The organism is Rhizobacter sp. P2_G4 (genome assembly GCF_056403575.1).
Window position 1 is genome coordinate 97,720 of sequence record NZ_JBFUFG010000014.1, and the last position, 26,515, is coordinate 124,234.

Genomic DNA, 26,515 nt, shown 5'->3' on the forward strand with positions numbered 1-26,515 from the left:
CATGGGCTGCCTCGACGCCCTGCATCCCGATCGGCTCGACGAGCCATCGGACTTCATGCCTTGCGAGTTCCGCGTGAAGTGGGCCGCCAGCGACTGGGAACGCGAACAGGCACATTCACTGAGGCGCGCCGTGTTCTGCGTCGAGCAAGGCGTCTTTCTTGGCGACGACCGCGATTCGATCGACGCGCACGCGCAGTCGATCGTCGCCGTGTCGTGTGTCGGTGGCGCGCCCGACGAGGTGGTCGGCACGGTGCGCATCCACGAAGAATCGCCCGGCCTGTGGCGGGGCTCGCGCCTCGCCGTGCATGCCGCCTTCCGCCACCACGGCCGAATCGGCGCGACGCTGATCCGCCTCGCGGTGAGCAGCGCCCATGCGCGCGGCTGCCAGACCTTTCTCGCGCATGTCCAAAGCCAGAACGTCCCGATGTTCGAGCGGCTGCACTGGACGGCCTTGCAAGCCGAGATGCTGCATGGCCGCCCACATCACCTGATGCAGGCCGACCTGGCCCAGTACCCGCCCTGCACCACGCCCGACAACGGCTTCGTCACCCGCTCGACGGGAGCGCGTGCATGAAGGCCCAGGCGCTGTGCGAGGCCCTGCGCGCCAGCCGCGGCTTCGCGCACAAGCGCGACATCTCGTTGGTGATGGCGCGCCTGTCGCCTTCGCTGCCGAGCGACATCGCAGTCGGCGACGACTGCGCAGCGATCCCAGATGGCGACGGCCACCTGCTCTTCGCCATCGAAGGCTTCGTCGAAGACTTCGTCGAGCAGATGCCCTGGTTCGCCGGCTACTGCGGCGTGATGGTCAACGTGAGCGACATCTATGCAATGGGCGGCCGCCCTCTCGCGGTTGTGGACGCGCTGTGGAGCCACGGTGCCGAGGCAGGTCACCCGGTGCTCGATGGCTTGGCGGAAGCCTCACGGCGCTATGGCGTGCCCATCGTGGGCGGCCACAGCAACCACAAGAGCGAACGCGGGCAACTCGCAGTGGCGATCGTCGGCCGCGCCAACAAGCTGCTCACGAGCTTCGACGCGCAGCCCGGCGATGTGCTGGTGATGGCCGTCGACCTGCGTGGCGACTGGCAGCAGCCCTACCCATACTGGAACGCGTCCACATCCGCCCCGGCCGAGCGGCTGCGCGCCGACCTGGAACTGCTGCCAACGCTGGCCGAAGGCGGTCTGTGCAAGGCCGCGAAAGACATCAGCATGGCCGGCACCATCGGCACCGCGTTGATGCTGCTCGAATGCTCGAAGGTCGGCGCACGCATCGACGTCGACGCGATCCCCCGACCCGATGGCATCAGCATCGACGACCCGGCGGCCTTGCTGCGTTGGCTGGTCGCGTTCCCGAGCTACGGCTTCGTGCTGAGTGTGCGGCCAGAGAACGTTGATGCCGTGCTCGCGCGCTTCCAAGCACGCGGCCTGGCGGGTGCCGCCATCGGCCAGGTGCTGCCCGAACCACAGGTCAGCCTGTGCCACCACGGCAGCGATGCGCTCCTGTGGAACCTCGCCGAGCAGCCCTTCATCACCGCCGGAGAAGCGCATGCCTGAGCGGCTGAAGATCGCGCTGCTGACGCACTCGATCAACCCGCGCGGCGGCGTGGTGCATGTGCTCGAACTCGGCCGCGCGCTGCTGGCTCGCGGCCATGCCGTCACCGTCATCGCACCGGCTGCCCGCGGCCAGCGCTTCTTCCGCGAAACGCCGTGCCGCGTCGAGCTGGCCGAGCTGCCGCCCTCTGGGTCCGATCTCGCAGAGACGGTGCGCCAGCGCATCGAAGCCATGCGCGGCCACCTCCGCGTCTTGCTGCAGCGCGAGCGCTTCGACGTCTTCCACACGCACGACGGCATCGGCGGCAACGCCCTGGCCGATCTCGGTTGCAGCTACTTGCGCACGGTGCACCACGTCGACAGGTTCGCCGATACGCGCGTGCAGGCCTGGGAGCAGCGCTCGATCCACGAAGCTGCTCAGGTGCTGTGTGTGAGCGCACTGTGGTGCGAACGACTGCGGGCCGAGACGGGCATCGTCGCGGCTCAGGTTCCGAATGGGGTCGACCTCGAGCGTTTTTCATCGCGGCCCATGCCCGACGACTCACGGGTCGTTGAACGTCTCGGCATCGGCGGCGCGCGGCCGGTGGTGCTGATGGTCGGCGGCATCGAGGCGCGCAAGAACACGCGCCGCCTGTTGCAGGCCTTCGTGTTGCTGCGCGAACGCTTGCCGCGCGCTCAATTGGTGGTCGCCGGCGGCGCCAGTCTGCTGGATCATGGCAGCGAGGCACGCGCATTCCTCGCCGACGCCGCTGAGGCAGGCCTCCGCATCGGCGCACATGAAGACGTCGTGATTACCGGCCCGCTGGAAGACAGCGACATGCCCGCCCTCTACCGCCGTGCCGACGTGCTGGCCATGCCATCTCTGCTCGAAGGCTTCGGCCTCGCGGCGCTCGAAGCGTTGACCAGCGGCACGCCGGCCGTGGTGTCGCGCATGGCGCCGTTCACCGAGCACTTCGCGGAGGCCGATGTGCTGTGGGCTGATCCGTTGTCGCCGGCTTCCATCGCCGACGCGTTGCAACAGGCCGTGGCGCGTGGCCGCCATCACGAGACGCCGGCGGTCTGCCGTCGCTTCAGCTGGGCTGCGAGCGCCGAGCGGCACGACGCGCTGTACCAGGCAATTCAAGTCACCCGCATGCCGCCGCCCGTTCGGGCTGAGGTATCGAAGCCTTGCACGGCCTGAACGCGCCTTCGATACCTCAGGCCGAGCGGTTTTGCTTTTCGACATCCATAGAGACGAGCCCATGCCCGCCATGCACTACCAACTGCGCTGGCCCGATGCCAGCGTGCAGACCTGCTACTCACCCTCGCTGGTGATCAAGGACTTCTTCGCACCGCACACCAGCTACCCGCTGCCCGACTTCATGCAACGCCTGCGCGAGGCCACGCAGATCGCGTCCGATCGCGTCGAGGCGAAGTTCGGCTTCGCCTGCTCGCGCGCGATGGACAACCTCGCCAACGTCGAGCAGGTGGCCCAGCGCTTTGCCGATCAACCCCACGCCTGCATCGAGGTGCTGGCCTTTCAGGAGTGACTTACCAAATGAGCGCCATCAGCACCAGCCCCCTTCCCCACCACAGCGTCGTGATCGTCGGCGGCGGCCAGGCCGGCTTGTCGCTGTCGTATTACCTGAAGCAGCGCAGCATCGACCACGTGGTGTTCGAGAAGCGCGCCGCCATGCACAGTTGGCGCACGCAGCGCTGGGACAACTTCTGCCTCGTCACGCCCAACTGGCAATGCAAGCTGCCCGGTCACGACTACCGTGGCGACGACCCACACGGCTTCATGAAGAAGGACGAGATCCTCACCTATCTGGAGCACTTCAAGAACGCGGTGGATGCACCGTTGCGCGAAGGCGTGTCGGTGCTCGGCGTCACGCCGCGCGACGAAGGCGGTTACCTCGTGAAGACCAGTGCCGGCGACTGCACCGCCGACCAGGTCACCGTGGCATCGGGCGGCTACCACGTGCCCATCGTTCCGCGCATGGCCGAGCGGCTGCCGAAGAGGGTGCTGCAGATCCACTCCGAGCAATACCGCAACGCGGCCTCGTTGCCCGAAGGCACGGTGCTGGTCGTCGGCTCGGGCCAGTCGGGCGCGCAGATCGCCGAAGACCTGCACCTCGAAGGCCGCAAGGTCGTTCTCGCCATCGGCGACGCCCCGCGCTGCGCCCGCTTCTACCGTGGCCGCGACGTGGTCGACTGGCTGGCCGACATGGGCTACTACGACATGGGCGTCAACGAGCACCCGCTGCGCCAGGGTGTGCGCGACAACACCAACCACTACGTGACCGGCCGCGACGGCGGGCGCGACATCGACCTGCGCAAGTTCGCCCTCGAAGGCATGGAACTCTACGGACCGATGTGCGGCGTCGAAGACGGCAAGCTCGAGTTCGAACCGCGGCTCGGTGCCGCGCTGGATCATGCCGACAAGATCTACAACGGCATCAACGCCGGTATCGACAAGTACATCGCCGCGAACGGCATCGACGCGCCCGCAGGCGAGCCGTACGAGCCGCCATGGTCACCGGCTGAAGAACGCAGCGAGCTCGACTTGGCGGCCGCCGGGATCAGCTCGGTGATCTGGTGCATCGGCTTCGCTCCCGACTTCAGCTGGCTCGACGCCCCGGTCTTCAACGGCCGTAGCCACCCGCAGCATGTGCGCGGCGTGACGCAGCAGCCAGGCCTGTACTTCCTCGGCCTGCCGTGGCTGCACACCTGGGGCTCCGGCCGCTTCTCGGGCGTGGCGCGTGATGCGCTGTACCTGGCCGAGCGCATTGAGGCGCACTGCACGGCCAAAGAGCCAGCAACCCAGGAGTCGGAGAGACAGAGGGCTGACGTGACAGCATGAATCAGAGCTTCTCTCCGCAGTGGTGACATGCGCGTGCTTCAAAAATCGCTATGGTGTTTCCTGGCTCGCCATCTGCATTTGGGCTCACGAGCGCACGCTTTCCACAGCGGAAGCATCGCACGAGAAGAGCTACGAATATGCTCGAAAACACACCTGCCAACCCTAGCAAAGAAAGCAAGATGGACAGGCTAAACAGATCCTGGTGTCTTTCAAGGCCAAAGGCGCTGAGGACCAACGCAACTGCGCTCCCACCCAGGAGCATTGCTACGCTGCTCAGCGGAACGTAGCGCATGAACATCAAAAGAAGATTTTGCATGTTCAATCTGAATGCCACCGGTAGATAAATCGAGTCGATGCGTCCCGTGATTGCACTACGACAATTCCCCAAAGAGGACGAGAGCAGCGAACGCCGAGAAAGAGATCGCCAGCCAAACGAATACTGAGACGTCAAACCACAGATGGCCGAATGTTGCGATCTCCGCCTTGGGCCCTGCTGGCCTTTCCCAAACGACGACGGGAACGCTATCGCCGATCTTGGGTAATTTCATGCTCAAAGTTGAGCGGCTGCGCAGTTCCGCCGTCTGACTGGTAGACAGTGCCACCGTAAGCCGATAGAACCTTCTCTTCCGGCCGCGGCTGTTGCGGTAGATGTGGTCGGTGATCACCAAGCCCTGCGAACGTTCGCCCTTGAGGAGGAGCGATACAGGTCGTATGGCCGCGTATACAGCCAAGATAAACATGACCGCTGCCAGGCATGCAAGCAATAGACCGAATGTGAGCATGAACAAAGCCTGGAAAGAATGAGCAATGGGTCTGGCTAGTCGATTCTGGCAGCTGCCATTGAAGACGCGTGGGCTTCGAAAGTCAGCCGCCCTTGATTTATTCTTCGCGCTCGGCCAGAACCGGCCCACACGAATCAAGGAGATGCCATGCCCTACATGCTGTTGATCGCCGAACCCGCCGGCCAACGCGCCACGCGCAGCTTGGCCGAAGGCCACGCCGTCTATGACCGCATGGTGCGCTGGGGTGCTGACCTGAAGGAGCGCGGTGTGCTGCTGGCCGGCGAGTCGCTCAAGTCTCAGGATGCAGACACCGCCCGCGTCGAGGTGCGCAGTGGCAAGCCGCTTGTGCTCGACGGCCCGTTCGCCGAGGCCAAGGAAATGATCGGCGGCTTCTTCCTGGTCGACTGCAAGACGCGTGACGAGGCCGTTGCCATCGCCGTCAGCTGCCCGGCGGCCGAATGGTGCTCGATCGAAGTGCGTGCCGTGGCACCCTGCTACGCCTGACCCGGGTTTCCACCCAGCCGTTATTTTTTTCGACCGGTTGTCGAAATCGCCGCCACTCGCTCGTCGTGTGAATGTGAGCCACGGAAACTGATCGCCGAGGCTCCTCACCCACGCACAGGAGAGCTGCCATGCGATTCATGATCATCGTCAAAGCGACGCCGGACTCCGAAGCCGGCGTCATGCCCGAAGAAGCACTGCTGACCGCCATGGCCGACTACCACGAGCAACTGGCAAAGGCGGGTGTGCTGCTCGACGGCAACGGCCTGCACCCGAGCGCCAAGGGCTGGCGCATCCGCTACAGCGGTGGCCAGCGCCAGGTCATCGACGGCCCGTTCTCCGAGACCAAGGAGCTGATCGCCGGCTACACGCTCATCCAGGTGCGCTCGCGTGAAGAGGCGCTGGAGTGGACACGCCGCTTCCCGGCGCCCATGGGCGAGCAGAAGGACGCCGAAATCGAGGTGCGCCAGCTGTACGAGCTGGAAGACTTTGCCCAGGGCGAGGCCGTCGGGCGCTTGCGCGAGATGGGCGTTGGCGAAGGGGTGCGGGCATGATCGCCGCCATCGCAATCGTGGCCGTGGCGCTCGCCGCGCTGCTGCTCTACGCCGCCAGCCGGCCCGACACGATGAGGATCGAGCGCTCGGTGAACATCCAGGCCGACCCTGAACGCATCAAGCCGCTCATCAACGACATCCAGCGCTTCAACACCTGGAACCCCTACAACCACAAGGACCTGACGATGAAGGGCAGCTACCGCGGCCCCACCATCGGCCCCGGTGCCGCCTACGACTTCGACGGGAACAAGAACGTGGGCAAGGGCAGCATCCAGATCGTGGAGCCAACGGGACCCGACCGCGTCTCCATGACCCTCGACATGACCGCCCCCATGGCCTGCCACAACCTCATCGACTTCAAACTCGCGCCGCGCGGTGCCACCACCGACGTCACGTGGTCGATGACGGGGCCCTGCCCCTTTCTCGGCAAGCTGATGGGCGTGATCTTCAACATGGACAAGATGGTCGGCCGCGACTTCGAAACCGGCCTCGCCAGCCTGAAGACGCTCGCCGAACAACGCTGAACAGAACTACACAAGGACACGACCATGAACAAGCTCATCTTCGTCAACCTGCCGGTGAAGAACCTGCCGCGCTCGCGCGCTTTCTTCGAAGGCCTGGGGTATCACTTCAACCCCCAGTTCAGCAACGACCAGGGCGCCTGCCTCGTCATCAGCGACACCATCCACGCAATGCTGCTGACCGAACCCTTCTTCCAGACCTTCACCAAGAAGCCGATCTCGGACGCGAAGAAGAGCACCGAGGTGCTGATCTGCCTGTCATGCGAGAGCCGCGAAGAAGTCGACAGCCTCGTTGGCAAGGCAGTGGCGGGCGGCGGCACCGTGCCGAACGAAAAGCAGGACCACGGCTTCATGTACGGACACGGCTTCGAAGACCTGGACGGCCATGTGTGGGAGCTGATGTACATGGACCCCAACGCCGCGCCGCCGCAAGCTTGACATGTCTGCCCCCACGTCGCTCCGCTCCTGCCCCCTGAGGGGTCGCTCAGCCGCCTTGAGGCGGCTCGGCGCCGGCTGAGAAGCGCTGTCGGCACATGTCCAACGCCACACACAGCGCGATCGAAGCCGTCTGGCGCATCGAGGCCGCCAAGATCATCGCCAGCATCGCGCGCATGGTGCGCGACGTCGGCCTGGCCGAAGAGCTGGCACAAGACGCACTGGTCTCGGCGCTCGAACACTGGCCCGAGGCCGGCGTGCCCGACAACCCGGCGGCCTGGCTGATGGCCACCGCCAAGAACCGGGCACTCGACCGGCTGCGGCGCGACAAGCTCTCGCACAGCAAACACGAGGAGATCGGCCATGACCTCGAAGCACAAGAGGCCCTGATCGTGCCGGACTTCGTCGACGCCCTCGACGCTGCCCGCGCCGACACCATCGGCGACGATCTGCTGCGCCTCATCTTCACCGCCTGCCACCCGGTGCTCTCGACCGAAGCGCGCGTGGCGCTCACGCTCAAGCTGCTGGGCGGGCTGAGCACCGCCGAGATCGCGCGCGCCTTCCTTGTGCCCGAGCCCACCATCGCGCAGCGCATCGTGCGGGCCAAGCGCACGCTCACCGCCGCCAAGGTGCCCTTCGAACTGCCGCGCGGCGACACGCTGGCCGACCGCATGAGCTCGGTGCTCGAGGTGATCTATCTCGTCTTCAACGAGGGCTACACCGCCACCGCCGGCGACGACTGGATGCGCCCGGCGCTGTGCGATGAAGCCATCCGCCTCGGCCGCGTGCTCGCCGGCCTGGCCGCCGACGAACCCGAGGTGCACGGCCTGCTGGCCCTGATGGAACTGCAGGCGTCGCGCACCGCCACACGTGTCGATGTGGAAGGCAAGCCGGTGCTGCTGATGGACCAGGACCGCGCGCGCTGGGACCACCTGCTGATCCGACGCGGGCTCAATGCGCTGGCACGCGCCGAAACCCTGGGTGGCTCGCTGGGCCTCTACACCTTGCAGGCCGCCATCGCCGCCTGCCACGCACGCGCACGAACACCCGAAGAGACCGACTGGGCCGAGATCGTCGGTCTGTACGACGCATTGGCACAGACCGCCCCGTCACCGGTCGTCGAACTCAACCGCGCCGTCGCGGTGAGCATGGCCTTCGGCCCCGCCGAAGGGCTCGCGATCATCGACAGGATGCGCGACGAGCCCGCGCTGCAGAGCTACCACTGGTTGCCCAGCGTGCGCGGCGACTTTCTCGCCAAGCTCGGCCGCCACGACGAGGCGCGCGCCGAGTTCGAGCGCGCCGCCAGCCTCGCGCGCAATGCGCAAGAGCGCGCGTTGCTCATGCTGCGCGCTCAGTCGGTCGGCAAGTAGAGCCTCAGGCCGGGGTCCACAGCGCCGGCAAGCCCGGCAGTGTGCGCAGGATGCGTGCGAGCGAACCGTCGGCCACCAAGGTTGTCGCCAGCTCGATGTCGGGTGCCAGGTAGCGGTCTTGCGGCATTGGCGGGCAGGTGGTGCGCAACAGCGCATGCACCGCTTCCAGCGGGGGCGAGCTGCGCAACGGCCGCAGGAACTCCACGCCTTGTGCCGCGGCGAGCAGCTCGATCCCGAGGATGTGCGACACGTTGCGGATCATCGCCTGCAGCCGGCGCGCGGCGAAGGTGGCCATGCTGACGTGGTCTTCCTGGTTGGCCGAGGTCGGGAGGCTGTCAACGCTCGCCGGGTGCGCGAGCGACTTGTTCTCGGACGCGAGCGCCGCCGCAGTGACGTGCGCGATCATGAAACCCGAGTTGAGCCCTGCGTCGGCCGAGAGGAACGGCGGCAGGCGCGACACGCCGCTGTCGATCAGCATCGCGATGCGCCGCTCGGCAATGGCGCCGACCTCGGCAATGGCCACCGCCATCGCATCGCAGGCCAACGCCACCGGCTCGGCGTGGAAGTTGCCACCCGAGATCAGCGTGCCCTCTTGCCCAGCCTCACCGGCGAACACCAGCGGGTTGTCGGTGACGGCATTGGCCTCGCGCACGAGGATGAGCGCCGCATGCCGAAGCTGGTCGAGGCAGGCGCCCACCACTTGCGGCTGGCAGCGCAGGCTGTACGGGTCTTGCACGCGGTCGTCGCCCTCGCGGTGCGAGTTGCGGATCTCGCTGCCGGCCAGCAGCTCGCGGTAGTACTGCGCCACGTCGATCTGGCCGGGCTGGCCGCGCAGCAGGTGGATGCGCGGGTCGAAGGGCCCGTCGCTGCCACGCGCCGCGTCGACGGTGAGCGCGCCCACCACCAGCGCAGCTTCGAGCACCGGCTCGAAGCTGAGCAGGCCGTGCAGCGCGAGGGCCGTCGACGTCTGCGTGCCGTTGATGAGCGCCAGGCCCTCTTTCGCGGCGAGCTTGAGCGGCACGATGCCGGCTTCTTGCAGCAGCGGCAACGCGGGCACGCGCCGGCCGTTCTGCAGCATCTCGCCCTCGCCCATCAAGGCCAGCGTCATGTGCGCCAGCGGTGCCAGGTCACCCGAGGCACCGACCGAACCTTGTGCAGGCACATAGGGCACGAGCCCGGCGTTGTGCACGGCCAGCAGGGTGTCGATCACGACCTCCCTCACGCCGGAGAAGCCACGCGCCAGGCTGGCCGCCTTGAGCGCCAGCATCAGCCTCACCACCGGTGGCGCCAGCGGTTCACCCACGCCGACCGAATGCGAGCGGATCAGGTTCAGCTGCAGCGTGTCGAGCTGGTCTTCGCTGATGCGGGTGGAGGCGAGCTTGCCGAAGCCGGTGTTGACACCGTAGACGGCTTGGTGCCCTTCGGCGGCGCGGCGCACCACCGCCGCGCTGGCACGCACCGCGCCTCGGGCGGCATCGTCGATGGTGATCGCGCGGCCGCCGGCGTGCAGCGACTGCAGGTCGTCCAGCGTCAGCTGGCCAGGGGTGAGGGTGTGATGGGTCATGGTGATCCTTGCGAAATGATGTGATGGCGCGAAGTGGCGCAGCCGATCAGGGAACGGCGAGTTGGAGTTCTGCGTGTGGCACCCATGCCGGCTCATCGGCGCGGCGTTCGTGCAACCGCGGGGCGGCTAGAAACAGGCGCTCCCCGGCCAGCCCCTTGGCCAGCAGCGCCTCGCGCACGGCCACCGCACGTTGCAAGGCCAGCTCGCGCAAGGCCTCGGGCGGTGCCGGCATCGTCGGCAGGAGCAGTGATTCCATCTCAGCCACGGGAATGTCACGCGCCAGGCCGAGTGCGTTGCGCGGTTTGTCGGGCAGCGGCGCGCGGCGGTAGAGCTCGCGCACACGCTGCGCGTGTTCTTCGGCGCTGAGCGTTGTGCCTGGGGTCTCGCCCGAGCTGCCACGCTTGCCGGCCAGGCGCGCATCGAGCGCGCGTGCCCGGAAGGCTTCGGTTTCGGCGCTCGGGTCGACGGCACCGGTGATGGTCAGCGTGAGCGAGGGTCGGTCTGTCAGGGCCTGTGCCAGCTTGTCGACGGTGGCGCGGCTGGTCTCGGTCATGCGCGCACTGCCCGGCGCAAAGGCGATCTGGCCCGCCTCTTCGGAGCCGCCACCGGCGAGCAAGGAAAACGGCGACGTGATCGCCTTGGTCAACAGGTTGACCACCACCTGCAGGATCAGCTTGCCGACGCTGAACTGCGGGTCTTGTAGGCTGCCGCGCACCGGCAGGTTGACGTCGATCACACCGCGCCGGTCTTTCAGCAGCGCCACCGCCAGCAGCACCGGCAGCTTGGTCGCGACGGGCGACTCGACCCGGTCGCCGAACGTGAGCTGATTGATGACGAGCTTGTTCTGCGCTTCGAGCTGGCCTTGCGGGGTGACCTTGTAGGCCAGCTCCGCGCTGAGCTGGCCGCGCTGAATGCCGTAGCCGGCGTACTTGCCCGAGTAGGCGCTGAAGGGCGCCAGCTCCAGGCCGGTGGCCTTGGCGCTCAGGTCCATCACCGGCGGGTTGGCAGTGGGGTTGAGCTGGCCCACGATGTCGAGCTGGGCGGTGCCGGCCGCACGGCCATGGATCTCGAGCGGCGCCATCTCGGCACTGCCGGAGCGGAAAGCGCCCAGCCGGCCATTCAGTTCGGACAGCTGGGTGCTGTAGTTCGGCCGGATGAAATGGTCGCTGAAATCGACACGACCTTTCACCAGCCGAATTTCGCCCACGCTCAGGTCGACGGGCAGGTCTTGCGGCTCGGAGCGCGCGGGTGCCGAGGCGGTGGCCGCGGCGAGGGGTGCAGCCGTCGGTGCGCTCGCTGCGCCCGGCGCCGGAGCGGCCGCCACCTCTTGCAGGTTGAAGCGCCCCTGTTCGGTGACGAGCAGGCTGGCGTAGAGGTCGGACACCGTGGCGCGGCGCATGCTCACCTGCGGCTTGGCATTGGGCGCGACGTTGGCCTGCAGGCCCTCGAGTGCCAGCATCTGCCAGCTCAGCAGCGGCTCGCCTTTTGCCTCGGCTGCGCGGGGGCGGGTCTGCACACGCAGGTTGGCCACACGGAGTTCACCGCCAGCCTGCACGCTGGTGCCGTCGTTGCCGAGCTGGAGGGCGAGGCTTCCGTCGTAGCCGAGTTCGGCGCGTCGCAGGTTGAAGGCCGTCAGGCTGGCGAGATACGGGTCGAACAGGTGAGCCGGCAACCGCGTGATGCGCAGCGTGCCTTTGGCCTGCAGCGGCGCCATGCCCACGTCGCCTTGCCAGGCGAGAGTGCTCTCGGTGCCGGCGTTGGCTTCGGCCTTGGGTGCCACTTTGCTTGCGGCATCGGTACGGCCCTCGCCATCTGGGCGGCGCAGTGTGGCGGCCAGGGTCAGCGGCAAGCTGCCCTTCATCGGCCAATGCACTGCGCCGGCCTTCAGCGCGATGCCGTCGATGGTGAGCGCGACCTTGGGCGTGGCGTCGCGCCAGTCGACACGGGCTGACGACAGCTCCACGGCGTCGAGCTGCACGGCCCACGGCGGCGTGGCCGGCGTGGCGACCTGGGCAGATGACGAAGCGGGCGACGACGACGTCGACGCTGCCGATGGCGCAGCCGGTGCCGACGTTGCAGTGGGCTCCGCCAGGTCGAGCAGATTGATGCGGCCCTTCGCATCGCGCGACACCTGCAGCACCAGGCCATCGAGCGCAAGGCGGCCGAAGCTCAGCTGCCGCGCCAATGGTTGCACGTCGCGCAGGCCCAGCGTGAGCTGCGACCACGTGGCGAGCGGCGCGCTGTGTGCGTCTTGCAGCGCCACGTCTCGAGCGCCCAGCGAGCCGGTCACCACGACGCGGGGTGCAGCATCGGGGGCGAGCGAGAAACTTGCGCGCAGGTCGGCCGACAGCTGTGCACGCACCAGCTTCACCGGCAACCCCTCCGGCAGGTAGCCGAGGTAAGGCGCCACGTCGAGTGCCGGCACCTTGAGTTCGAGCTCGCCGGCACGCGTCTGCGCAAACGGCGTGCCCTGCGCGCCCGAATCGAAGTGGCTGCCGTTGAGCGTGAACGCCAGCCGTGGCTCCACGCGCGTGGTGACGTCCGAAGGCAGGTTGGACAGGAACGGCACGGCGAAGCTCACGCCTTGCAACTGGTGCACGCGGCCGGCGGGTTTGTCATCGAAGCGCAACTCGGCGTCACGCAGCTGCAGGTTGTGCAGCGAGAAGCGCGCCGGGCTCTGGTCCTCGGTGGCAGGTGGCGGCGCCGTGGGCGTGAAACGCTGGATCAGGTCGTCGACGTCGTAGTGGCCCGGCGCCGTACGCGTCAAGCGCAGGCGCAGTCCATCGGCCTCGAGCGCGGTGACCACCGGCGCACGCTTCCACACGGACGAGATGTCGGCATCGAAGCGCAGGCGTTCGAGCCGGAGCTGGGGTTCGGCCACGCCGGCCAAGCCGGCGACCGTGACGCCCTGCACGCTGGCCTCCAGCCGCCACGGCGCAAGCGTCACCTTGTCGATGGTGACCTGTCGCCCGAGCAACGCGCTCAGCTGCTTTTCACCCTGCCAGCGCAGCACGCCGGGCAGCGCGAGCAGCACGGCCCCCACCAGCACGAGCACACCGCCCGCGATCCAGGCGCCCCGCTTCCACCCTGACATGCTGCCGCTTCCTCTTCAAGCCTATCGATCTGCATGGGCGCGCGCGAAACCTTGCGCTCGCACGGCACCCACCCGTTGAACGGCTCGATTATTTGCCGAGCTTATTTGCCGAGCATGGGCAGGTTCAGCCTTTGCTCGCGCGCGCAGGCTACGGCTTCGTCGTACCCGGCGTCTGCATGCCGCATCACGCCGGTGGCTGGGTCGTTCCACAGCACGCGCTCGATCCGCTTGTCGGCTTCGGCCGTGCCATCACAAACAATCACCACGCCCGCATGTTGCGAGTAGCCCATCCCCACGCCGCCGCCGTGGTGGAGCGACACCCACGTCGCGCCGCCCGCGGTGTTGAGCAAGGCATTCAGCATCGGCCAGTCGGACACGGCGTCCGACCCGTCGCGCATCGCCTCGGTCTCGCGGTTCGGTGACGCCACGGAGCCGCTGTCCAGGTGGTCGCGCCCGATCACGATCGGCGCCTTCAGCTCGCCACTGCGGACCATCTCGTTGAACGCCAGGCCTGCGCGATGCCGGTCGCCGAGGCCGATCCAGCAGATGCGCGCTGGCAGGCCCTGGAACGCGATGCGTTCGCCCGCCATGTCGAGCCAGCGGTGCAGGCCGGCGTCGGCCGGAAACAGTTCCTTCATCTTGGCGTCGGTCTTGCGGATGTCTTCCGGGTCACCCGACAAGGCCACCCAGCGGAACGGCCCCTTGCCGCGGCAGAACAGCGGGCGGATGTAGGCCGGCACGAAGCCCGGGAAGTCGAACGCATTCTTCACGCCGTGGTCGAGCGCCACCTGGCGGATGTTGTTGCCGTAGTCGACGGTCGGCACGCCCATGGACTGGAAGTCGAGCATGGCCTGCACGTGCACCGCACAGCTGCGGGCGGCGGCATCGCGCAGCTCGGCGTGCTTCGCCGAATCGGCTTGCGCCGCGCGCCAGGCCTCGAGCGCCCAGCCGCTGGGCAGGTAGCCATGCACGAGGTCGTGCGCCGAGGTCTGGTCGGTCACGAGATCGGGCCGCAGGCCCCCTGCCTTGGCGCGCTTCACCATCTCGGGCAGCAGCTCGGCGGCGTTGCCGTGCAGGCCGATGGAAACCGCTTTCTTTTCTTTGGCATACCGCGCCAGGCGAGCCAACGCGTCGTCGAGGTCGGTCGCCTGCTCATCGAGGTAACGCGTCTTCAAACGGAAGTCGATGCGCGACTGCTGGCACTCGATGTTGAGTGACGATGCCCCCGCGAAGCTTGCGGCCAGAGGCTGCGCACCGCCCATGCCGCCGAGGCCGGCCGTGAGAATCCACTTGCCCGCGAGCGACCCACCGAAGTGCTGCCGGCCGGCTTCGACGAAGGTCTCGTACGTGCCTTGCACGATGCCCTGGCTGCCGATGTAGATCCACGACCCCGCCGTCATCTGGCCGTACATCATCAGGCCCTTGCGGTCGAGTTCGTGGAAGTGCTCCCACGTCGACCACTTCGGCACGAGATTCGAGTTGGCGATGAGGACCCGCGGCGCGTCGGCATGCGTGCGGAACACGCCGACCGGCTTGCCCGATTGCACCAGCAGCGTTTCGTCTTCGCCGAGCTTTCTCAGGCTGTCGAGGATCGCTTCGAAGCAATCCCAATTGCGTGCCGCCTTGCCGATGCCGCCGTAGACCACGAGCGCGTCGGGGTTCTCGGCCACCTCGGGGTCGAGGTTGTTCTGGATCATGCGGTAGGCCGCTTCGATCAGCCAGTTCTTGCAGCTGAGCTCGGTGCCACGCGGTGCGCGCACGGGGTGCGGCTGGGCAATGTGGTGGGCGGTGGAGAGATCGGTCATGGCGGCCTCGCTGAACAATGGAATGACGCTTTGGAATGGGCTAACTCTACTTGTCTAGTCAAGTCTAGGCAAGTAAGATCTTGCGATGAGTTTCGCCAGCACCCTGAGCTCGCCACCTGCCGCGCCCTACACGCGCGTCAAGCACTATCTGAAGGAAGGGCTGGGCCATGGCACCTGGCCGCCGGGCAGCCTGATGCCGTCGGAGGCCGAGCTCGTGGCGCGCTTCGGTGTGAGCCGCATGACCGTGACCCGCGCGCTACGCGAGCTGCAGGCCGAAGGCCTGGTGACACGGGTGCAAGGCGTGGGCACCTTCGCGGCTCACCTGTCCAAGGTGTCGTCCACGTTGACCATTCGCGACTTGCACGACGAGATCGCCGAGCGCGGCCACCGCCACCACGCCGAGGTGCACATCGCACGCGAAGAGCGCGCCACCGCGGAGCTGGCGCAACAGCTCGGGTTGAACAGCGGCGACACCGTGTTCCGCACCCTCATCGTCCACTTCGAGAACGGTGTACCGCTGCAGTGCGAAGACCGCTACGTGAACCCGGCCTGTGCACCCGACTACCTGAGCGTCGACTTCACGCAGACCACCCCCACGCACTACCTGCTCGACGTGGCGCCGCTGTGGGAAGCGCAGTTCTCCATCGAGGCCAGCCAGCCCAGTGCGGAAGAAGCCAAGCTGCTGCGCATCGATCGCGACGAACCCTGCCTGGTGCTGGTGCGCCGCACCATGAGCCGCGGCGTGCCGATCACACTCGCGCGGTTGGTGCACCCCGGCACGCGCTACCAGATCGACGGGCAGTTCAAACCATGACGCTGAACCTCGTTCACGCCGATGACGTGCCGCCGCAGGCCTGGCGCAATGGTGGCGGCACCACACGCGAGCTGCTGTGCTGGCCGTCCACACTCGAATGGGCATTGCGTGTGAGCGTGGCCGACATCACACGCGACGGGCCGTTCTCGTCCTTCCCCGGCATCGAACGCTGGTTCTCCGTGATCGAGGGTGCGGGCGTGGTGCTGAGCTTCGGTGGCAAGAAGCGCCGTGTTCGCGTCGGCGACCTGCCTTTGCAGTTCGACGGCGGAGACGCGCCCGGCTGCCGTCTGGTCGACGGCTCCACACGCGACCTGAACCTGATGCTGCGCGATGGCAGGGGTGTGATGCGCGTCGCCGCAGGCGGTGTGGCCTGGGAGTCGCCCTTCACGCTGCGCGCCCTGTTCACCTCGGGCCCGGGGCGCTGGGTCGGTGGAACGGAGGAGCGCCGGCTCAGGGCCAACACGCTGCTGTGGTCCGACGCCGCATCGCCCGCAACCTGGTCCTTCCAGCCCGACGAGCCGAACACGCGCGCGTGGTGGCTGGGCTTTTCGCCGGAGGGCCTGCGGTGAGCACGGTCAGCCTGTGGCGCGACGCTCGCCTCGCCACGCTCGCGGGCAGCGAAGCCTGGGGCTGGGTCGATCGGGGCGCCATCGTGGTCGAAGGCGATCGCATTGCATGGGTCGGTGCCGACGACCAGATCCCGGCGGAGTTCACGCGCCGCGCCACGGCCGAGCACCGGTTGGACGGTGCGCTTGTCACGCCAGGGCTGATCGACTGCCACACCCACCTGGTCTACGGCGGCCAGCGGGCGCGCGAGTTCGAGATGCGCTTGCAGGGTGCGAGCTATGAAGACATTGCACGCGCGGGTGGTGGCATCCGCTCCACCGTGGCGGCCACGCGCGCTGCAAGCGACGAGGCCCTGTACCAGTCCGCCCGGCACCGCGCCGAGGCCTTGCTGGCCGAAGGCGTGACCACGCTGGAGGCCAAGTCGGGCTACGGCCTGAGCCTGCACGACGAGGCGCGCTGCCTGTCGGTGGTGCGGCGCCTGGGGCGCGAGCTGCCGTTGAGCACACGGGCAACCTGCCTGGCCGCGCATGCGCTGCCGCCCGAATTCGAGGGCCGGGCCGATGACTACATCGACGCGGTCTGCGCCTGGCTGCCCAAGCTGCAGCAGCAGGGCCTGGTCGACGCGGTGGACGCCTTCTGCGAGCGCATTGCCTTCACACCGGCGCAGACGCGCCGGGTGTTCGAGGCCGCGCGCGCACTGGGCCTGCCCGTCAAGCTGCACGCCGAGCAGTTGAGCGACCAGGGCGGTGCCGCACTGGCCGCCGAGTTCAACGCCTTGTCGTGCGACCACCTCGAACACCTGAGCGATGCGGGCGTGCGCGCGATGAGCGCAGCCGGCACGGTGGCCGTTCTGCTGCCCGGTGCGTATTACTTCCTGCGCGAAACGAAGCTGCCGCCGATGGACGCCCTGCGCGCGCGCGGTGTGCCCATCGCGATCTCGACCGACCACAACCCCGGTACCTCGCCGACGCTCTCGCTGCTGTTGATGATCAACATGGCGTGCACGCTGTTCCGGCTGACGCCGGAAGAAGCCGTGCGCGGCGTCACCGTGAACGGCGCGCGCGCGCTGGGCCTCACCGACCGCGGCACGCTAGCGGCCGGCCAGCGCGCCGACTTCGCGGTGTGGTACCTGGAACACCCCAACGAGCTGGCCTACTGGTTTGGCCACAACCCCTGCCGACGCGTTGTCGTCGCTGGCGTCCAGAGAGAAAGTTCATGACACACACAGCAGCCACATCAGCGAACGGGCCGAGCGCCGGGCCGCTCCCAAGCCGGCCCGCTATCCCCTCGGGGGATCGCCCGACGTACCCGACGGGCGAGGGGTCGTCGTCCTACACCCTTCACCGCGGCAGCACGCCGCTGCTGGTGAGCGTGCCGCACGCCGGCACGGTGATTCCGTCTGATCTGCAGCCGCGCTATGTGGAGCGTGCGCTCGCCGCCGAAGACACCGACTGGTTTCTCGACGAGCTGTACGGCTTCGTGCGCGACATGGGTGCGAGCTTTCTGGTGCCGCGCTACTCGCGTTATGTGATCGACCTGAACCGCCCGCCAGAGAACGCGCCGATGTATCCCGGCGTCAACAACACCGAGCTCTGCCCCACCCGCTTCTTCACCGGCGACCCGCTTTACCGCGAGGGCCAGGCGCCCGACGATGCCGAGATCGCGCGCCGACTGAACGTCTACTGGCAGCCCTACCACCAGGCTCTGCAAGCCGAACTCGCACGGCTCAAATACGAACACGGCCACGCGGTGCTGTTCGACGGCCACAGCATCAAGTCGCAGCTGCCCTGGCTGTTCGAAGGCCGATTGCCCGACCTCAACCTCGGCACGGCCAGCGGCGCCAGCTGTGCGCCCGACCTGCGCGCCGCGCTGAGCGCGGTCTTGAAGTCGCAAGACCGCTTCACCCACGTCATCGACGGGCGCTTCAAGGGCGGCTACATCACGCGCCGCTATGGCCGCCCCGCCGAGCGCGTGCACGCAGTGCAGTTGGAAAAATGCTGGAGTTGCTACATGGACGAAACGCCGCCGTTCAAGCTCGACACCGCCAGTGTGCAGACGGTGGAACCCGTACTGCGCGCGCTGGTGCAGGCGATGATCGATTGGAAGCCCGATGCCTGACACCTTGCTGTGGGCGCCGCAGGCCTGGGTCAGCGGCGGCTGGCACGACGCCGTGCTGCTGCGCGTGGATGCACAGGGCTGCTGGGCCGAGGTGAGTCCGGGCGTGAGCACCCCGCCCCCCGGCGCCACGGTGTTCGGCGGGCCGGTGCTTCCGGGCCTGGTCAACGCCCACAGCCATGCGTTCCAGCGCGCTTTCGCAGGCTTGGCCGAGCGGCGCGAGAGCGAGATGGACGACTTCTGGTCCTGGCGCGATCGCATGTACGGCGTCGCGCTGCGCATCACGCCCGAGCAGCTGCGTGCGGTCGCCGCGCAGTTGTATGTGGAGCTGCTGCGCGGCGGCTACACGCAGGTCTGCGAGTTCCACTACCTGCAGCACACGCAAGACGGCGCGTCATATGCCGACCCTGCGGCAATGAGCTGGGCACTGGCCGATGCCGCCGCCGACGCTGGCATCGGCCTTACCGTGCTGCCGGTGCTGTACGAACGTGCCGGTTTCAACCAGCCTGAACTGCGGCATGACCAGCGGCGCTTTCGCACCACGGCTGCCGAAGTCCATGCCTTGCAACGCAGTGTGGCGGCCGCACGCCGACCGCTCGTCAACGCGGGCGTCGCCATCCATTCGCTGCGCGCCGCGTCCGCCGAGTCCATTCATGCGCTGATGAAGAGCATGGGCGACGAGGACGTGCCGATCCACATCCACGTCGCCGAGCAGATGCAGGAGGTGGACGACTGCGTCAACGTCACCGGCGCGCGGCCCATCGAGTGGCTGTGCGGCGCGCTGCGGCCCGATGCACGCTGGCAGCTCGTGCACGCCACGCACGCCACGGCCGCCGAGATCGATTCCGTGGCCGAGCGGGGCGCGGGCATCGTGCTGTGCCCCAGCACCGAAGCCAACCTCGGCGACGGCCTCACCGACCTGCCGCGCTGGCTCGCCTCCGGCGTGCCGATGTCGGTGGGCTCTGACAGCCAGGTCTCGCGCAGCTGGGCCGAAGAGCTGCGCTGGCTCGAGTACGGCCAGCGCCTGCTGCGCCGCGAACGCAACGTCTCGGCCGCACCGCGCTTGAGCCAGCCATCAACGGCGGCGCGCCTCTTCAATGAGGCATTGGCGGGTGGCATAGGCGCCGCAGGCCAGTCAACTTGGGGCCTGGTGAAAGGCGCTCGCGCCGACGCGCTGGTGCTGTCGCCACAGAGCCCCGGCCTGCTGGGCATCGCGCCATCGCATGCGCTGGATGCCTGGGTGTTTGCGACCGACGCGGCGCATCCTCACGCGGTGTATGTCGCCGGGCAGCAGGTTGTCAGCCAGGGTCGCCATGCCCACCAGGAGGCCATCGCCGAGCGCTACCGCGAGGTCATGTGCATGGCGTGGGAAGAGCCTTCGACATCGCGGGCGTGTGCTACCTGATCCAGTGGATCTTCCCGTGCAAAGGAGGCATGAAACCCTCGCAAATCTGCTCGAAGCGCAAGTCGATCGATGCAAGCACATTGTTCGTGTAGGTCACGCTGTCGACCACAAACCAGCCTTTCAGCGTGTTGCATCCTCGCCCGTCGCCGTACCAGTCCAGCCCGCCTAGCGCAGCGTTGTGGAAGGGATAGCGCTGTAAGCCGGGGTAGTAGCCGGGTGCAAGCTGCGAGATCGAATTCATCCCCACGAAATCGCCAGTCCATCCATTGCCGCCATTGACCGTCACTGTCGCATGCGTGCCGGACGCATTGACTGACACCGTGGCGGTGGAGGGTGTGTACGTGTACGTTTGGCCCTGCCCGATGAAGTCACCACTGTCGCTCTGCAAATAGACATAGTTGCCGCTGCTCGGCGTGGCGCCCGTAGCAGGGGCCCAAAGGCCGGCGGGCGGTGGGTTTTGCGGTCCGGGTGGCTTGGTCGTGTCGCCCGAAATCCAGTGAATCTGACCTCGTAACGCGTTGGCGCCACCTTCGCAGTGCTGTTCGAAGCGCAGGTCGATCGACGCCAGGGCGCCGCCGGTATAGCTGACGCTGTCGACGACGAACCACCCCTTCAAGGTGTTGCAACCTCGTCCGTTGCCGTACCACGAGAGTCCGCCCAACGCCGGGTTGTGGAAGGGATATCGCTGCAAGCCCGGGTAGTAGCCCGGCTGCAATTGCGTCAGTGTATTCATCGCCTGGAAATCGCCTGTCCAGTTGTCATTGCCGCTCACCCCGACCGATAGACGCCCGGACGATGCGGTCATCGTCAGCGTAGTGTTGGCCTGTGTGTACGTGGCGGTACGCCCTGCTCCGATGTAGTCCCCACTGTCACTTTGCAGATAAACATAGTTGCCAGTGGTCGGCGTAGTGCCCACAGCAGCCTTCCACAAGTCGGCAGGCGGTGGATAGACCGGTCCCAGTGGTTGGGTCGTGTCGCTGGAGAGCCAGTGAATCTGGCCACGAAGCGTCGGGGCAGTACCTTCGCAATGCTGCTCAAACCGAAGGTCTATCGCCGCCAAGTTTCCAGCGACATAGCTAACGCTGTCGATAGTGAAAGAACCCGTCAAGGTGTTGCAACCGCGACCTTCACCAGACCATGAAAGCCCGCCCACGGTGGAGTTGTTGAATGGGTAGCGGTTGAGATTCGAGTAGGTGCCCGGCTGGAGCTGCGTCTGCGAACTAGGAACTTGAAACTCCGCAGACCAGTTTTCGTTGCCGGTGATGCTCAACGTGAGTAGCGCACCCGAGGCCGTGAGGCTTAGTACGGCGTTGGACTTGGTGTAAGAGTAGCGCCCCCCCTGACCGATGTAGTCGCCCAAATCGCTCTGCAGTTGGACGAATGAACCGCTATTGGTCGGTATGGCCGTCGCCACCGTCGCGGTCGCCACGTTGTTGCTCGCGACAGGATCGCCCGTTGGGGGTACATAAAGAGTATTGCTGACGGAACCGATAGCAGTCCTCGAGACGAGCGCCGAGACGGTGAAGCTCAACTTGCCTCCGACCGGAATCGAAGGAGCAGTCATCGCCGCACCGAGTGAGGGCGGACAACTGGCACCCCCGCTAGGCACACAAGTGATCGAATTGAGGGTCTGGTTGGCGTCGACCACGTTTTCGATCGCGACGTTGGTCGCCGCATCTGGCCCGGCGTTAGCGACTGTCATCGCATAGGTCGCGAGACTCCCGCTGGAGACCTGAGGGTCGGAGGCAATGCCGGAAACAACGATGTCCGATGACGTACGTGTGGGAGGGTAGGCGTTGACCACCACCTGGGAAACGTTGTCGTTGAGAGTGGCGTCGTTGTCCGCGCTGACCGAGACCGCGCTGCTGATCGCTCCCGTTGCACCCTCCGCCACGAGGACAGTCAGCTGGAAATGCAGGCTGCCGTTCGCAGGCAGGCTGGTCACGCTCATGCTGCCGGGGCTGGCTGGGCAGACGGCGCCGCCAGTGGCTACGCAACTCATAGAGCCTTGTGTCAGACCACTTCCGAGCACAGTAGAGGCGGAGACATTGCCAGCTGCATCAGGGCCCGCGTTTGCGACGATAACTTCGAATGTGGCCGAACCGCCACCGGCCACGGCCAAACTGGGACCAGAAGCGACGATGGAGAGGTTGGCCGAACTAGTCGTGGGAGCACTGGCAGAGGGGGCCGGCGGGCTCGCAGGAGGACTGCCCCCCGGTTCTTGCGCATCGCTACCTCCGCCCCCACAAGCCGCGAGCAAGCACACGGCGGCTGCAGCCGCCATCATCCGCCATTGCATTTTTGGTTCCTCCCGGGTTTACATCGCGATGCCGCAGGGCGCGTCCACGCTCTCATTGCGCATAGCTGGTCTGAATTATCGTCGGATCGGGGGGCAGTCGTGCTCGCGCCTTTGCTCGCTTCTGCCGATGGACTCAGTCCCTTTTTAGACGCATCCCCGCATCATTTAGCAGGTGGCGACGACCACCACTGGCACGCCTTCTGCTATCAATCTTGCATACAAGAACGCATGCACAAAAGCGGGGCGCCAGCAAAATGTCCGAACCACGAACCTTGCCTGAGCTGCAGCAAGCGCTGCGCGCGGGCACCTTGACAGTGCGTCAGCTGATGCTGCGCTTCCTGGCCGAGCAATCGCAGCAGGCCAGTGCGGCGTGGATCTCGCTGCTACCCGACGACACCTTGATGGCACAGGCCGATGCCTGCGACGCGCGCCTGCTCGCCATGGGCCCGGTGGTGTTCGACACGCACCCGCTGCTCGGCATGCCCTTCGCGGTGAAGGACAACATCGACGTCGCGGGCCTGCCCACCACCGCGGCCTGCATGAGCTTCGCCAGCGGCCCGGCCACGGGGCATGCCACCGTCGTGCAGAAGCTGGTCAATGCCGGCGCCATTCCCGTCGGCAAGACCAACCTCGACCAGTTCGCCACCGGCCTGGTGGGCACGCGCTCGCCCTACGGCGCCGTGCCCAACAGCTTCGACCCGTCGCGCGTGAGTGGCGGCTCGAGTTCGGGCTCGGCTTATGCGGTGGCGATGGGCCAGTTGCCATTCGCGCTCGGCACCGACACGGCGGGCTCGGGTCGCATCCCGGCCAGCTTCAACAACATCGTCGGCCTGAAGCCCACTCCCGGCCGCGTCGGCACGGGCGGTGTGCTGCCGGCCTGCCGCAGCATCGACTGCGTGTCGGTGCTGGCGCTCACGGTGGACGACGCCGCGCTCGTGCTCTCGGTCATCGAAGGGCCGGATGCGAGCGACAGCTACAGCCAGTTCCAGACAGGGCCGTCGCATCTGAAGGCGGTGCTGCGGGTGGGCATCCCATCGCGGCCGGTATTTACTGGCGACGCGGGCTATCGCGCGGCATTCGCAAAGGCCGCAGCGCATGTGCAGTCCCTAGGGCATGAAGTCGTGCCGCTGGACTTTTCGCCGCTGCATGCCGTTGCAGAGTTGCTCTACGGCGGGCCGTGGGTCGCAGAGCGGCACGCCGTCGTGCAGAAGCTGCTGGACCACGACCCCACCGTCTTCGACCCGGCGGTGCGCAGCATCGTCGAGAGCGCACGCAGCTTCTCGGCCACCGACGCCTTCCGCGGCCTGTACAAGCTGCGTGCTGCGGAGCGCGATGCCCAGGCCTTCTGGGAGCAGGCCGACGTGCTGATGGTGCCCACCTCGACTGGCCACCCCAGCATGGATGAGGTGGCCGCCGACCCGATCGGCGCCAACGGGCAGCTCGGCGCATACACCAACTTCGTCAACCTGCTGGGCTGGTCGGCGCTGGCTCTGCCTTTCAACTTCACCGACCGCGGACTGCCGTTCGGCGTGACCTTCATCGCACCCGCTGCATACGACACGGCGCTCGCGCGCTTTGGCGCGGCATGGCAGGCGCAGCTGGGCCTGCCGATCGGCGCCACCGGCATCCGCACCGAGATTGCCTCTACGCTGAGCCGCGCGCCGGCCACCACCGCCACGCTGGCGATCGCCGTCGTCGGTGCGCACCTGAGCGGCCTGCCCTTGAACAGTCAGCTCACCGAGCGCGGCGCGCAATTGCGCGCGGCCACCACCACCGCGCCGCAGTACCGGCTGTTCGCACTGCCTGGCACGGTGCCGCCCAAGCCCGGCCTGCTGCGCGTGGCCTCGGGGGGCGGCGCCATCGCCGTCGAGGTGTGGGACGTTCCGCTCAGCGTCGTGGGCTCCTTTCTCGCACTCATCCCTCAGCCACTGGGGCTGGGCAGCGTGTCGCTGGCCGATGGCAGCTCGGTGCACGGCTTCATCTGCGAAGCGCACGCGCTCGACGGCGCGAAAGACATCACCTCCTTCGGTGGCTGGCGTGCCTACCTGGCATCGCTGAAACCGCCTCATTGAACCCACCCCGATCGATCCACCCTGGAGACCTCATGAGCACCGATGCACGCCTGAACATCCGCCGACGCCAGCTCGTCACCGCTGCCGGCGCCATTGCGCTAGGCGCACCTGCCATCGTGCGGGCTCAAAGCGGCCCGAAGATCCGCATCGGCTACTGGCCGGTGGCGGCCGGCCTGCCATTCTTCGCGGCCATCGAGAAGGGCTACTTCAAGGAAGCCGGGCTCGACGTGGAAGCGCTCAAGTTTGCCGGCGCGCAACAGGTGATGGAGGCCATGCTCGCCGGCCGCTCCGATGGCAGCTCGAACGGCACGGGCTCGGGCAACCTGGGCGTGGGCGAGATCGCGTCGCCCGGGCTCTACAAGATCATCGCCACCAACCCGAGCAACGCGAAGTACGTGCTCGATGAGTTTCTGGTGCCGAAAGACAGCCCGGTGAAGACCATTGCCGATCTCAAGGGCAAGCGCGTCGCCTCGGGCCCGGGCATCCAGAACAAGACTTTGGCGATGGCCGTACTCGAACGCGCCGGCGCTCCCGGCACCAGCGTCACCGAGCTGCCGATCGGCCAGCACGTGGCGGCGCTTGCGGCCGGCCAAGTCGACGCGGTCTATACGCTGGAGCCCACCGGCACCGTCGGGCGGCTCAACGGCACCACACGGGTGCTCGAAGCGGGCGTGATCGCCAAGTACATCCTCGGCGACGCCAACGCGCCATGGCATGGCGGCTCTGCCACGCTGACCACCGAGTTCATCAAGAAGTACCCGGCCGAGACCAAGAAGTACATCGCCGCCTATGCCAAGGGCATCGAACTCGTGCGCACCAACCCGGCCGATGCGCGCCAGTACCTCAAGGGCTACACCGCCATCGAGGGGCCGCTGACGGGCGAGGTGCCGCTGGCCTCATACATGCTTTACAACGAGTTCAAGCCGGCCGACATCGCCGCCTTCCAGAAGTTCTTCGACCTCTTCACCGAGAAGGGCGTGTTCGAGAAGAAGCTGGTCGTCGATTCGCTGCTCTACAAGGGCTGATCTTTTCCGGGAGAACGCTCCATGGCTGAAACCGCCGTCCCTGCCGCCGCCGCTGCGGCCGTTCCCTGGTCGGGCAGCACCGACGCATCGGCCGCACCGAAGAAGTTCGCCTGGGATCGCCTGCTGCCCTTCATCGGCCCGATCGCCCTCTTCATCGTGTGGGACATCGTGGTGCGTGCCGGCTGGATCAAGGCGATCCTGCTGCCACCTCCATTCGCCACCCTCGGTACGCTGATCACCGGCCTGGCCGGCGGCCCGCTGCTGCTCGACTTCGCCGTCACGGTGTGGCGCACGGTGCAGGCCTTTCTGATTGCCGCAGTGGTCGGCGTGCCGCTCGGCGTCCTGCTCGGCAGCAACGAGAAGGCCTACCGCAGCGTCGAGTTCCTGATCGACTTCTTCCGCTCCACGCCGAGCTCGGCGCTGATCCCGCTGTTCCTGCTGATCTTCGGCGTGAGCGACATCAACAAGGTGGCGATCGCTGCATTCGGTGCCTTCCTGATCGTCATCTTCAACAGCGCATACGGCGTGATCAACGCGCGCAAGCAGCGGGTGATGGCGGCCAAGGTGATGGGGGCTTCGCGCTGGCAGATCTTCAAGGATGTGCTGATCTGGGAGTCTTTGCAGCCCACCTTTGTCGGTTTGCGCTCTGCGGTCTCGATGGCATTGGTGATCGTCATCGTGGCGGAGATGTTCATCGGGTCGGACAACGGGCTGGGGCATCGGATCATTGATGCGCAGCAGGTGTTGAATGTGAAGACGATGTATGCGGCGATCTTGGCGGCTGGCGCCTTGGGCTATGCGCTGAATGTGCTGTTTCTTGTGGCTGAGCGGAAGATCGTGCATTGGAGTGGGCGGTGAGGCGCATGCCCCAAACCCTTCGGGCTGAGGTATCGAAGCCTGTGCGTGCATTCGCATGGGGCTTTTTCTCACTGCGTGAGGCCGTTGCCGGGATGTCGCCCCGGCGGGCGACCTTCTTTCTTTGCTTCGCCAAAGAAAGAAGGCAAAGAAAGGCGACCCCGACGGGGGCAGTCCGGCTAGGGCCGGACTGCTCTGCGGGGCTCGGTGTGTGGGGCCTCGCGCCGAACTCGCTACGCGGCCTTTGGCCGCTGCGCTCAGACAGCCGCGCGAAGTCAGTTGACGAGGCGTGCTGCGCACGCGGCCCCAAACCCCTGCGCTCCTCGACGCCCCCCACGGGGCCCGAA

At 66.9% G+C, this 26,515-nt stretch carries 23 protein-coding genes; 18 read left to right on the forward strand and 5 right to left on the reverse strand.

The annotated features are described in order from the left end of the window. Position 1: 1 nt before the first annotated feature. The 5 genes from AC1DYS_RS29400 (at position 2) to AC1DYS_RS29420 (ending at position 4,390) form a co-directional block, all read left to right on the forward strand. On the forward strand, positions 2-574 hold the full coding sequence (locus AC1DYS_RS29400) for an MSMEG_0567/Sll0786 family nitrogen starvation N-acetyltransferase (RefSeq protein ID WP_477905151.1): 573 nt from the start codon (positions 2-4) through the stop codon (positions 572-574). After that, positions 571-1,551: a sll0787 family AIR synthase-like protein gene (locus AC1DYS_RS29405; protein WP_477905153.1), complete on the forward strand. Its 981-nt coding sequence runs from the start codon at positions 571-573 to the stop codon at positions 1,549-1,551. The genes AC1DYS_RS29400 and AC1DYS_RS29405 overlap by 4 nt, the downstream gene beginning before the upstream one ends. Then, positions 1,544-2,728, forward strand: a complete 1,185-nt coding sequence (locus tag AC1DYS_RS29410; protein ID WP_477905155.1) for an MSMEG_0565 family glycosyltransferase — start codon at positions 1,544-1,546, stop codon at positions 2,726-2,728. Before AC1DYS_RS29405 ends, AC1DYS_RS29410 begins: the two co-directional genes overlap by 8 nt. A 61-nt stretch (positions 2,729-2,789) precedes the next feature. Next, positions 2,790-3,077, forward strand: a complete 288-nt coding sequence (locus AC1DYS_RS29415; protein WP_477905157.1) for an MSMEG_0570 family nitrogen starvation response protein — start codon at positions 2,790-2,792, stop codon at positions 3,075-3,077. 8 nt (positions 3,078-3,085) lie between these two features. Further along, the gene (locus tag AC1DYS_RS29420; RefSeq protein WP_477905159.1) at positions 3,086-4,390 is read left to right on the forward strand and encodes an MSMEG_0569 family flavin-dependent oxidoreductase; all 1,305 of its coding nucleotides are present in this window, start codon (positions 3,086-3,088) and stop codon (positions 4,388-4,390) included. 371 nt (positions 4,391-4,761) lie between these two features. Here AC1DYS_RS29420 and AC1DYS_RS29425 read toward each other — a convergent pair whose 3' ends face one another. Further along, on the reverse strand, positions 4,762-5,172 hold the full coding sequence (locus AC1DYS_RS29425; protein WP_477905161.1) for a DUF3592 domain-containing protein: 411 nt from the start codon (positions 5,170-5,172) through the stop codon (positions 4,762-4,764). Positions 5,173-5,319: 147 nt separating this feature from the next. Here AC1DYS_RS29425 and AC1DYS_RS29430 point away from each other — a divergent pair, with 147 nt between their 5' ends. The 5 genes from AC1DYS_RS29430 (at position 5,320) to AC1DYS_RS29450 (ending at position 8,553) form a co-directional block, all read left to right on the forward strand. Beyond that, the gene (locus AC1DYS_RS29430) at positions 5,320-5,676 is read left to right on the forward strand and encodes a YciI family protein (RefSeq protein WP_477905163.1); all 357 of its coding nucleotides are present in this window, start codon (positions 5,320-5,322) and stop codon (positions 5,674-5,676) included. Between the two features lie 128 nt (positions 5,677-5,804). Then, on the forward strand, positions 5,805-6,227 hold the full coding sequence (locus AC1DYS_RS29435; protein WP_477905165.1) for a YciI family protein: 423 nt from the start codon (positions 5,805-5,807) through the stop codon (positions 6,225-6,227). Then, positions 6,224-6,751 carry an SRPBCC family protein gene (locus tag AC1DYS_RS29440; protein WP_477905167.1) on the forward strand — a complete coding sequence of 176 codons (528 nt, stop codon included), beginning with the start codon at positions 6,224-6,226 and terminating at the stop codon, positions 6,749-6,751. The genes AC1DYS_RS29435 and AC1DYS_RS29440 overlap by 4 nt, the downstream gene beginning before the upstream one ends. A gap of 24 nt (positions 6,752-6,775) precedes the next feature. After that, positions 6,776-7,186 carry a VOC family protein gene (locus AC1DYS_RS29445; protein WP_477905169.1) on the forward strand — a complete coding sequence of 137 codons (411 nt, stop codon included), beginning with the start codon at positions 6,776-6,778 and terminating at the stop codon, positions 7,184-7,186. A gap of 95 nt (positions 7,187-7,281) precedes the next feature. Then, complete coding sequence (locus AC1DYS_RS29450; RefSeq protein WP_477905171.1) at positions 7,282-8,553, forward strand: RNA polymerase sigma factor; 1,272 nt, start codon at positions 7,282-7,284, stop codon at positions 8,551-8,553. A 4-nt stretch (positions 8,554-8,557) separates the two neighbouring features. Here AC1DYS_RS29450 and hutH read toward each other — a convergent pair whose 3' ends face one another. The 3 genes from hutH to hutU form a co-directional block, all read right to left on the reverse strand. After that, positions 8,558-10,117, reverse strand: coding sequence for a histidine ammonia-lyase (hutH, locus tag AC1DYS_RS29455; protein ID WP_477905172.1), 1,560 nt, complete (start codon positions 10,115-10,117; stop codon positions 8,558-8,560). Between the two features lie 46 nt (positions 10,118-10,163). Continuing rightward, positions 10,164-13,211 carry a DUF748 domain-containing protein gene (locus AC1DYS_RS29460; RefSeq protein WP_477905174.1) on the reverse strand — a complete coding sequence of 1,016 codons (3,048 nt, stop codon included), beginning with the start codon at positions 13,209-13,211 and terminating at the stop codon, positions 10,164-10,166. Positions 13,212-13,312: 101 nt separating this feature from the next. Further along, on the reverse strand, positions 13,313-15,016 hold the full coding sequence (hutU, locus tag AC1DYS_RS29465; RefSeq protein ID WP_477905176.1) for a urocanate hydratase: 1,704 nt from the start codon (positions 15,014-15,016) through the stop codon (positions 13,313-13,315). Positions 15,017-15,101: 85 nt separating this feature from the next. Between hutU and hutC the strand changes: the two genes are divergently transcribed. The 5 genes from hutC to AC1DYS_RS29490 are packed head-to-tail and all read left to right on the forward strand — an operon-like array spanning position 15,102 to position 19,917. Then, a complete protein-coding gene (gene hutC, locus AC1DYS_RS29470; RefSeq protein WP_477905178.1) occupies positions 15,102-15,830 on the forward strand; it encodes a histidine utilization transcriptional repressor HutC in 729 nt (242 codons plus the stop codon). Beyond that, a complete protein-coding gene (locus tag AC1DYS_RS29475; protein ID WP_477905180.1) occupies positions 15,827-16,399 on the forward strand; it encodes a HutD/Ves family protein in 573 nt (190 codons plus the stop codon). The genes hutC and AC1DYS_RS29475 overlap by 4 nt, the downstream gene beginning before the upstream one ends. Continuing rightward, entirely contained in the window at positions 16,396-17,616 is a 1,221-nt protein-coding gene (gene hutI / locus AC1DYS_RS29480) for an imidazolonepropionase (protein WP_477905183.1), read from the forward strand. Before AC1DYS_RS29475 ends, hutI begins: the two co-directional genes overlap by 4 nt. Beyond that, positions 17,613-18,515 carry an N-formylglutamate deformylase gene (hutG, locus tag AC1DYS_RS29485; RefSeq protein WP_477905185.1) on the forward strand — a complete coding sequence of 301 codons (903 nt, stop codon included), beginning with the start codon at positions 17,613-17,615 and terminating at the stop codon, positions 18,513-18,515. Before hutI ends, hutG begins: the two co-directional genes overlap by 4 nt. Beyond that, positions 18,508-19,917, forward strand: coding sequence for a formimidoylglutamate deiminase (locus tag AC1DYS_RS29490; protein ID WP_477905186.1), 1,410 nt, complete (start codon positions 18,508-18,510; stop codon positions 19,915-19,917). The genes hutG and AC1DYS_RS29490 overlap by 8 nt, the downstream gene beginning before the upstream one ends. Here the strand turns inward: AC1DYS_RS29490 and AC1DYS_RS29495 are convergent. Continuing rightward, a complete protein-coding gene (locus AC1DYS_RS29495; protein ID WP_477905188.1) occupies positions 19,910-22,216 on the reverse strand; it encodes a hypothetical protein in 2,307 nt (768 codons plus the stop codon). The genes AC1DYS_RS29490 and AC1DYS_RS29495 overlap by 8 nt on opposite strands. A 254-nt stretch (positions 22,217-22,470) precedes the next feature. Here AC1DYS_RS29495 and atzF point away from each other — a divergent pair, with 254 nt between their 5' ends. The 3 genes from atzF to AC1DYS_RS29510 are packed head-to-tail and all read left to right on the forward strand — an operon-like array spanning position 22,471 to position 26,171. After that, entirely contained in the window at positions 22,471-24,288 is a 1,818-nt protein-coding gene (atzF, locus tag AC1DYS_RS29500) for an allophanate hydrolase (protein ID WP_477905190.1), read from the forward strand. A gap of 32 nt (positions 24,289-24,320) precedes the next feature. After that, positions 24,321-25,313: an ABC transporter substrate-binding protein gene (locus tag AC1DYS_RS29505; RefSeq protein ID WP_477905192.1), complete on the forward strand. Its 993-nt coding sequence runs from the start codon at positions 24,321-24,323 to the stop codon at positions 25,311-25,313. Positions 25,314-25,334: 21 nt separating this feature from the next. Beyond that, positions 25,335-26,171 carry an ABC transporter permease gene (locus AC1DYS_RS29510; RefSeq protein WP_477905194.1) on the forward strand — a complete coding sequence of 279 codons (837 nt, stop codon included), beginning with the start codon at positions 25,335-25,337 and terminating at the stop codon, positions 26,169-26,171. The last annotated feature ends 344 nt before the right edge of the window (positions 26,172-26,515 follow it).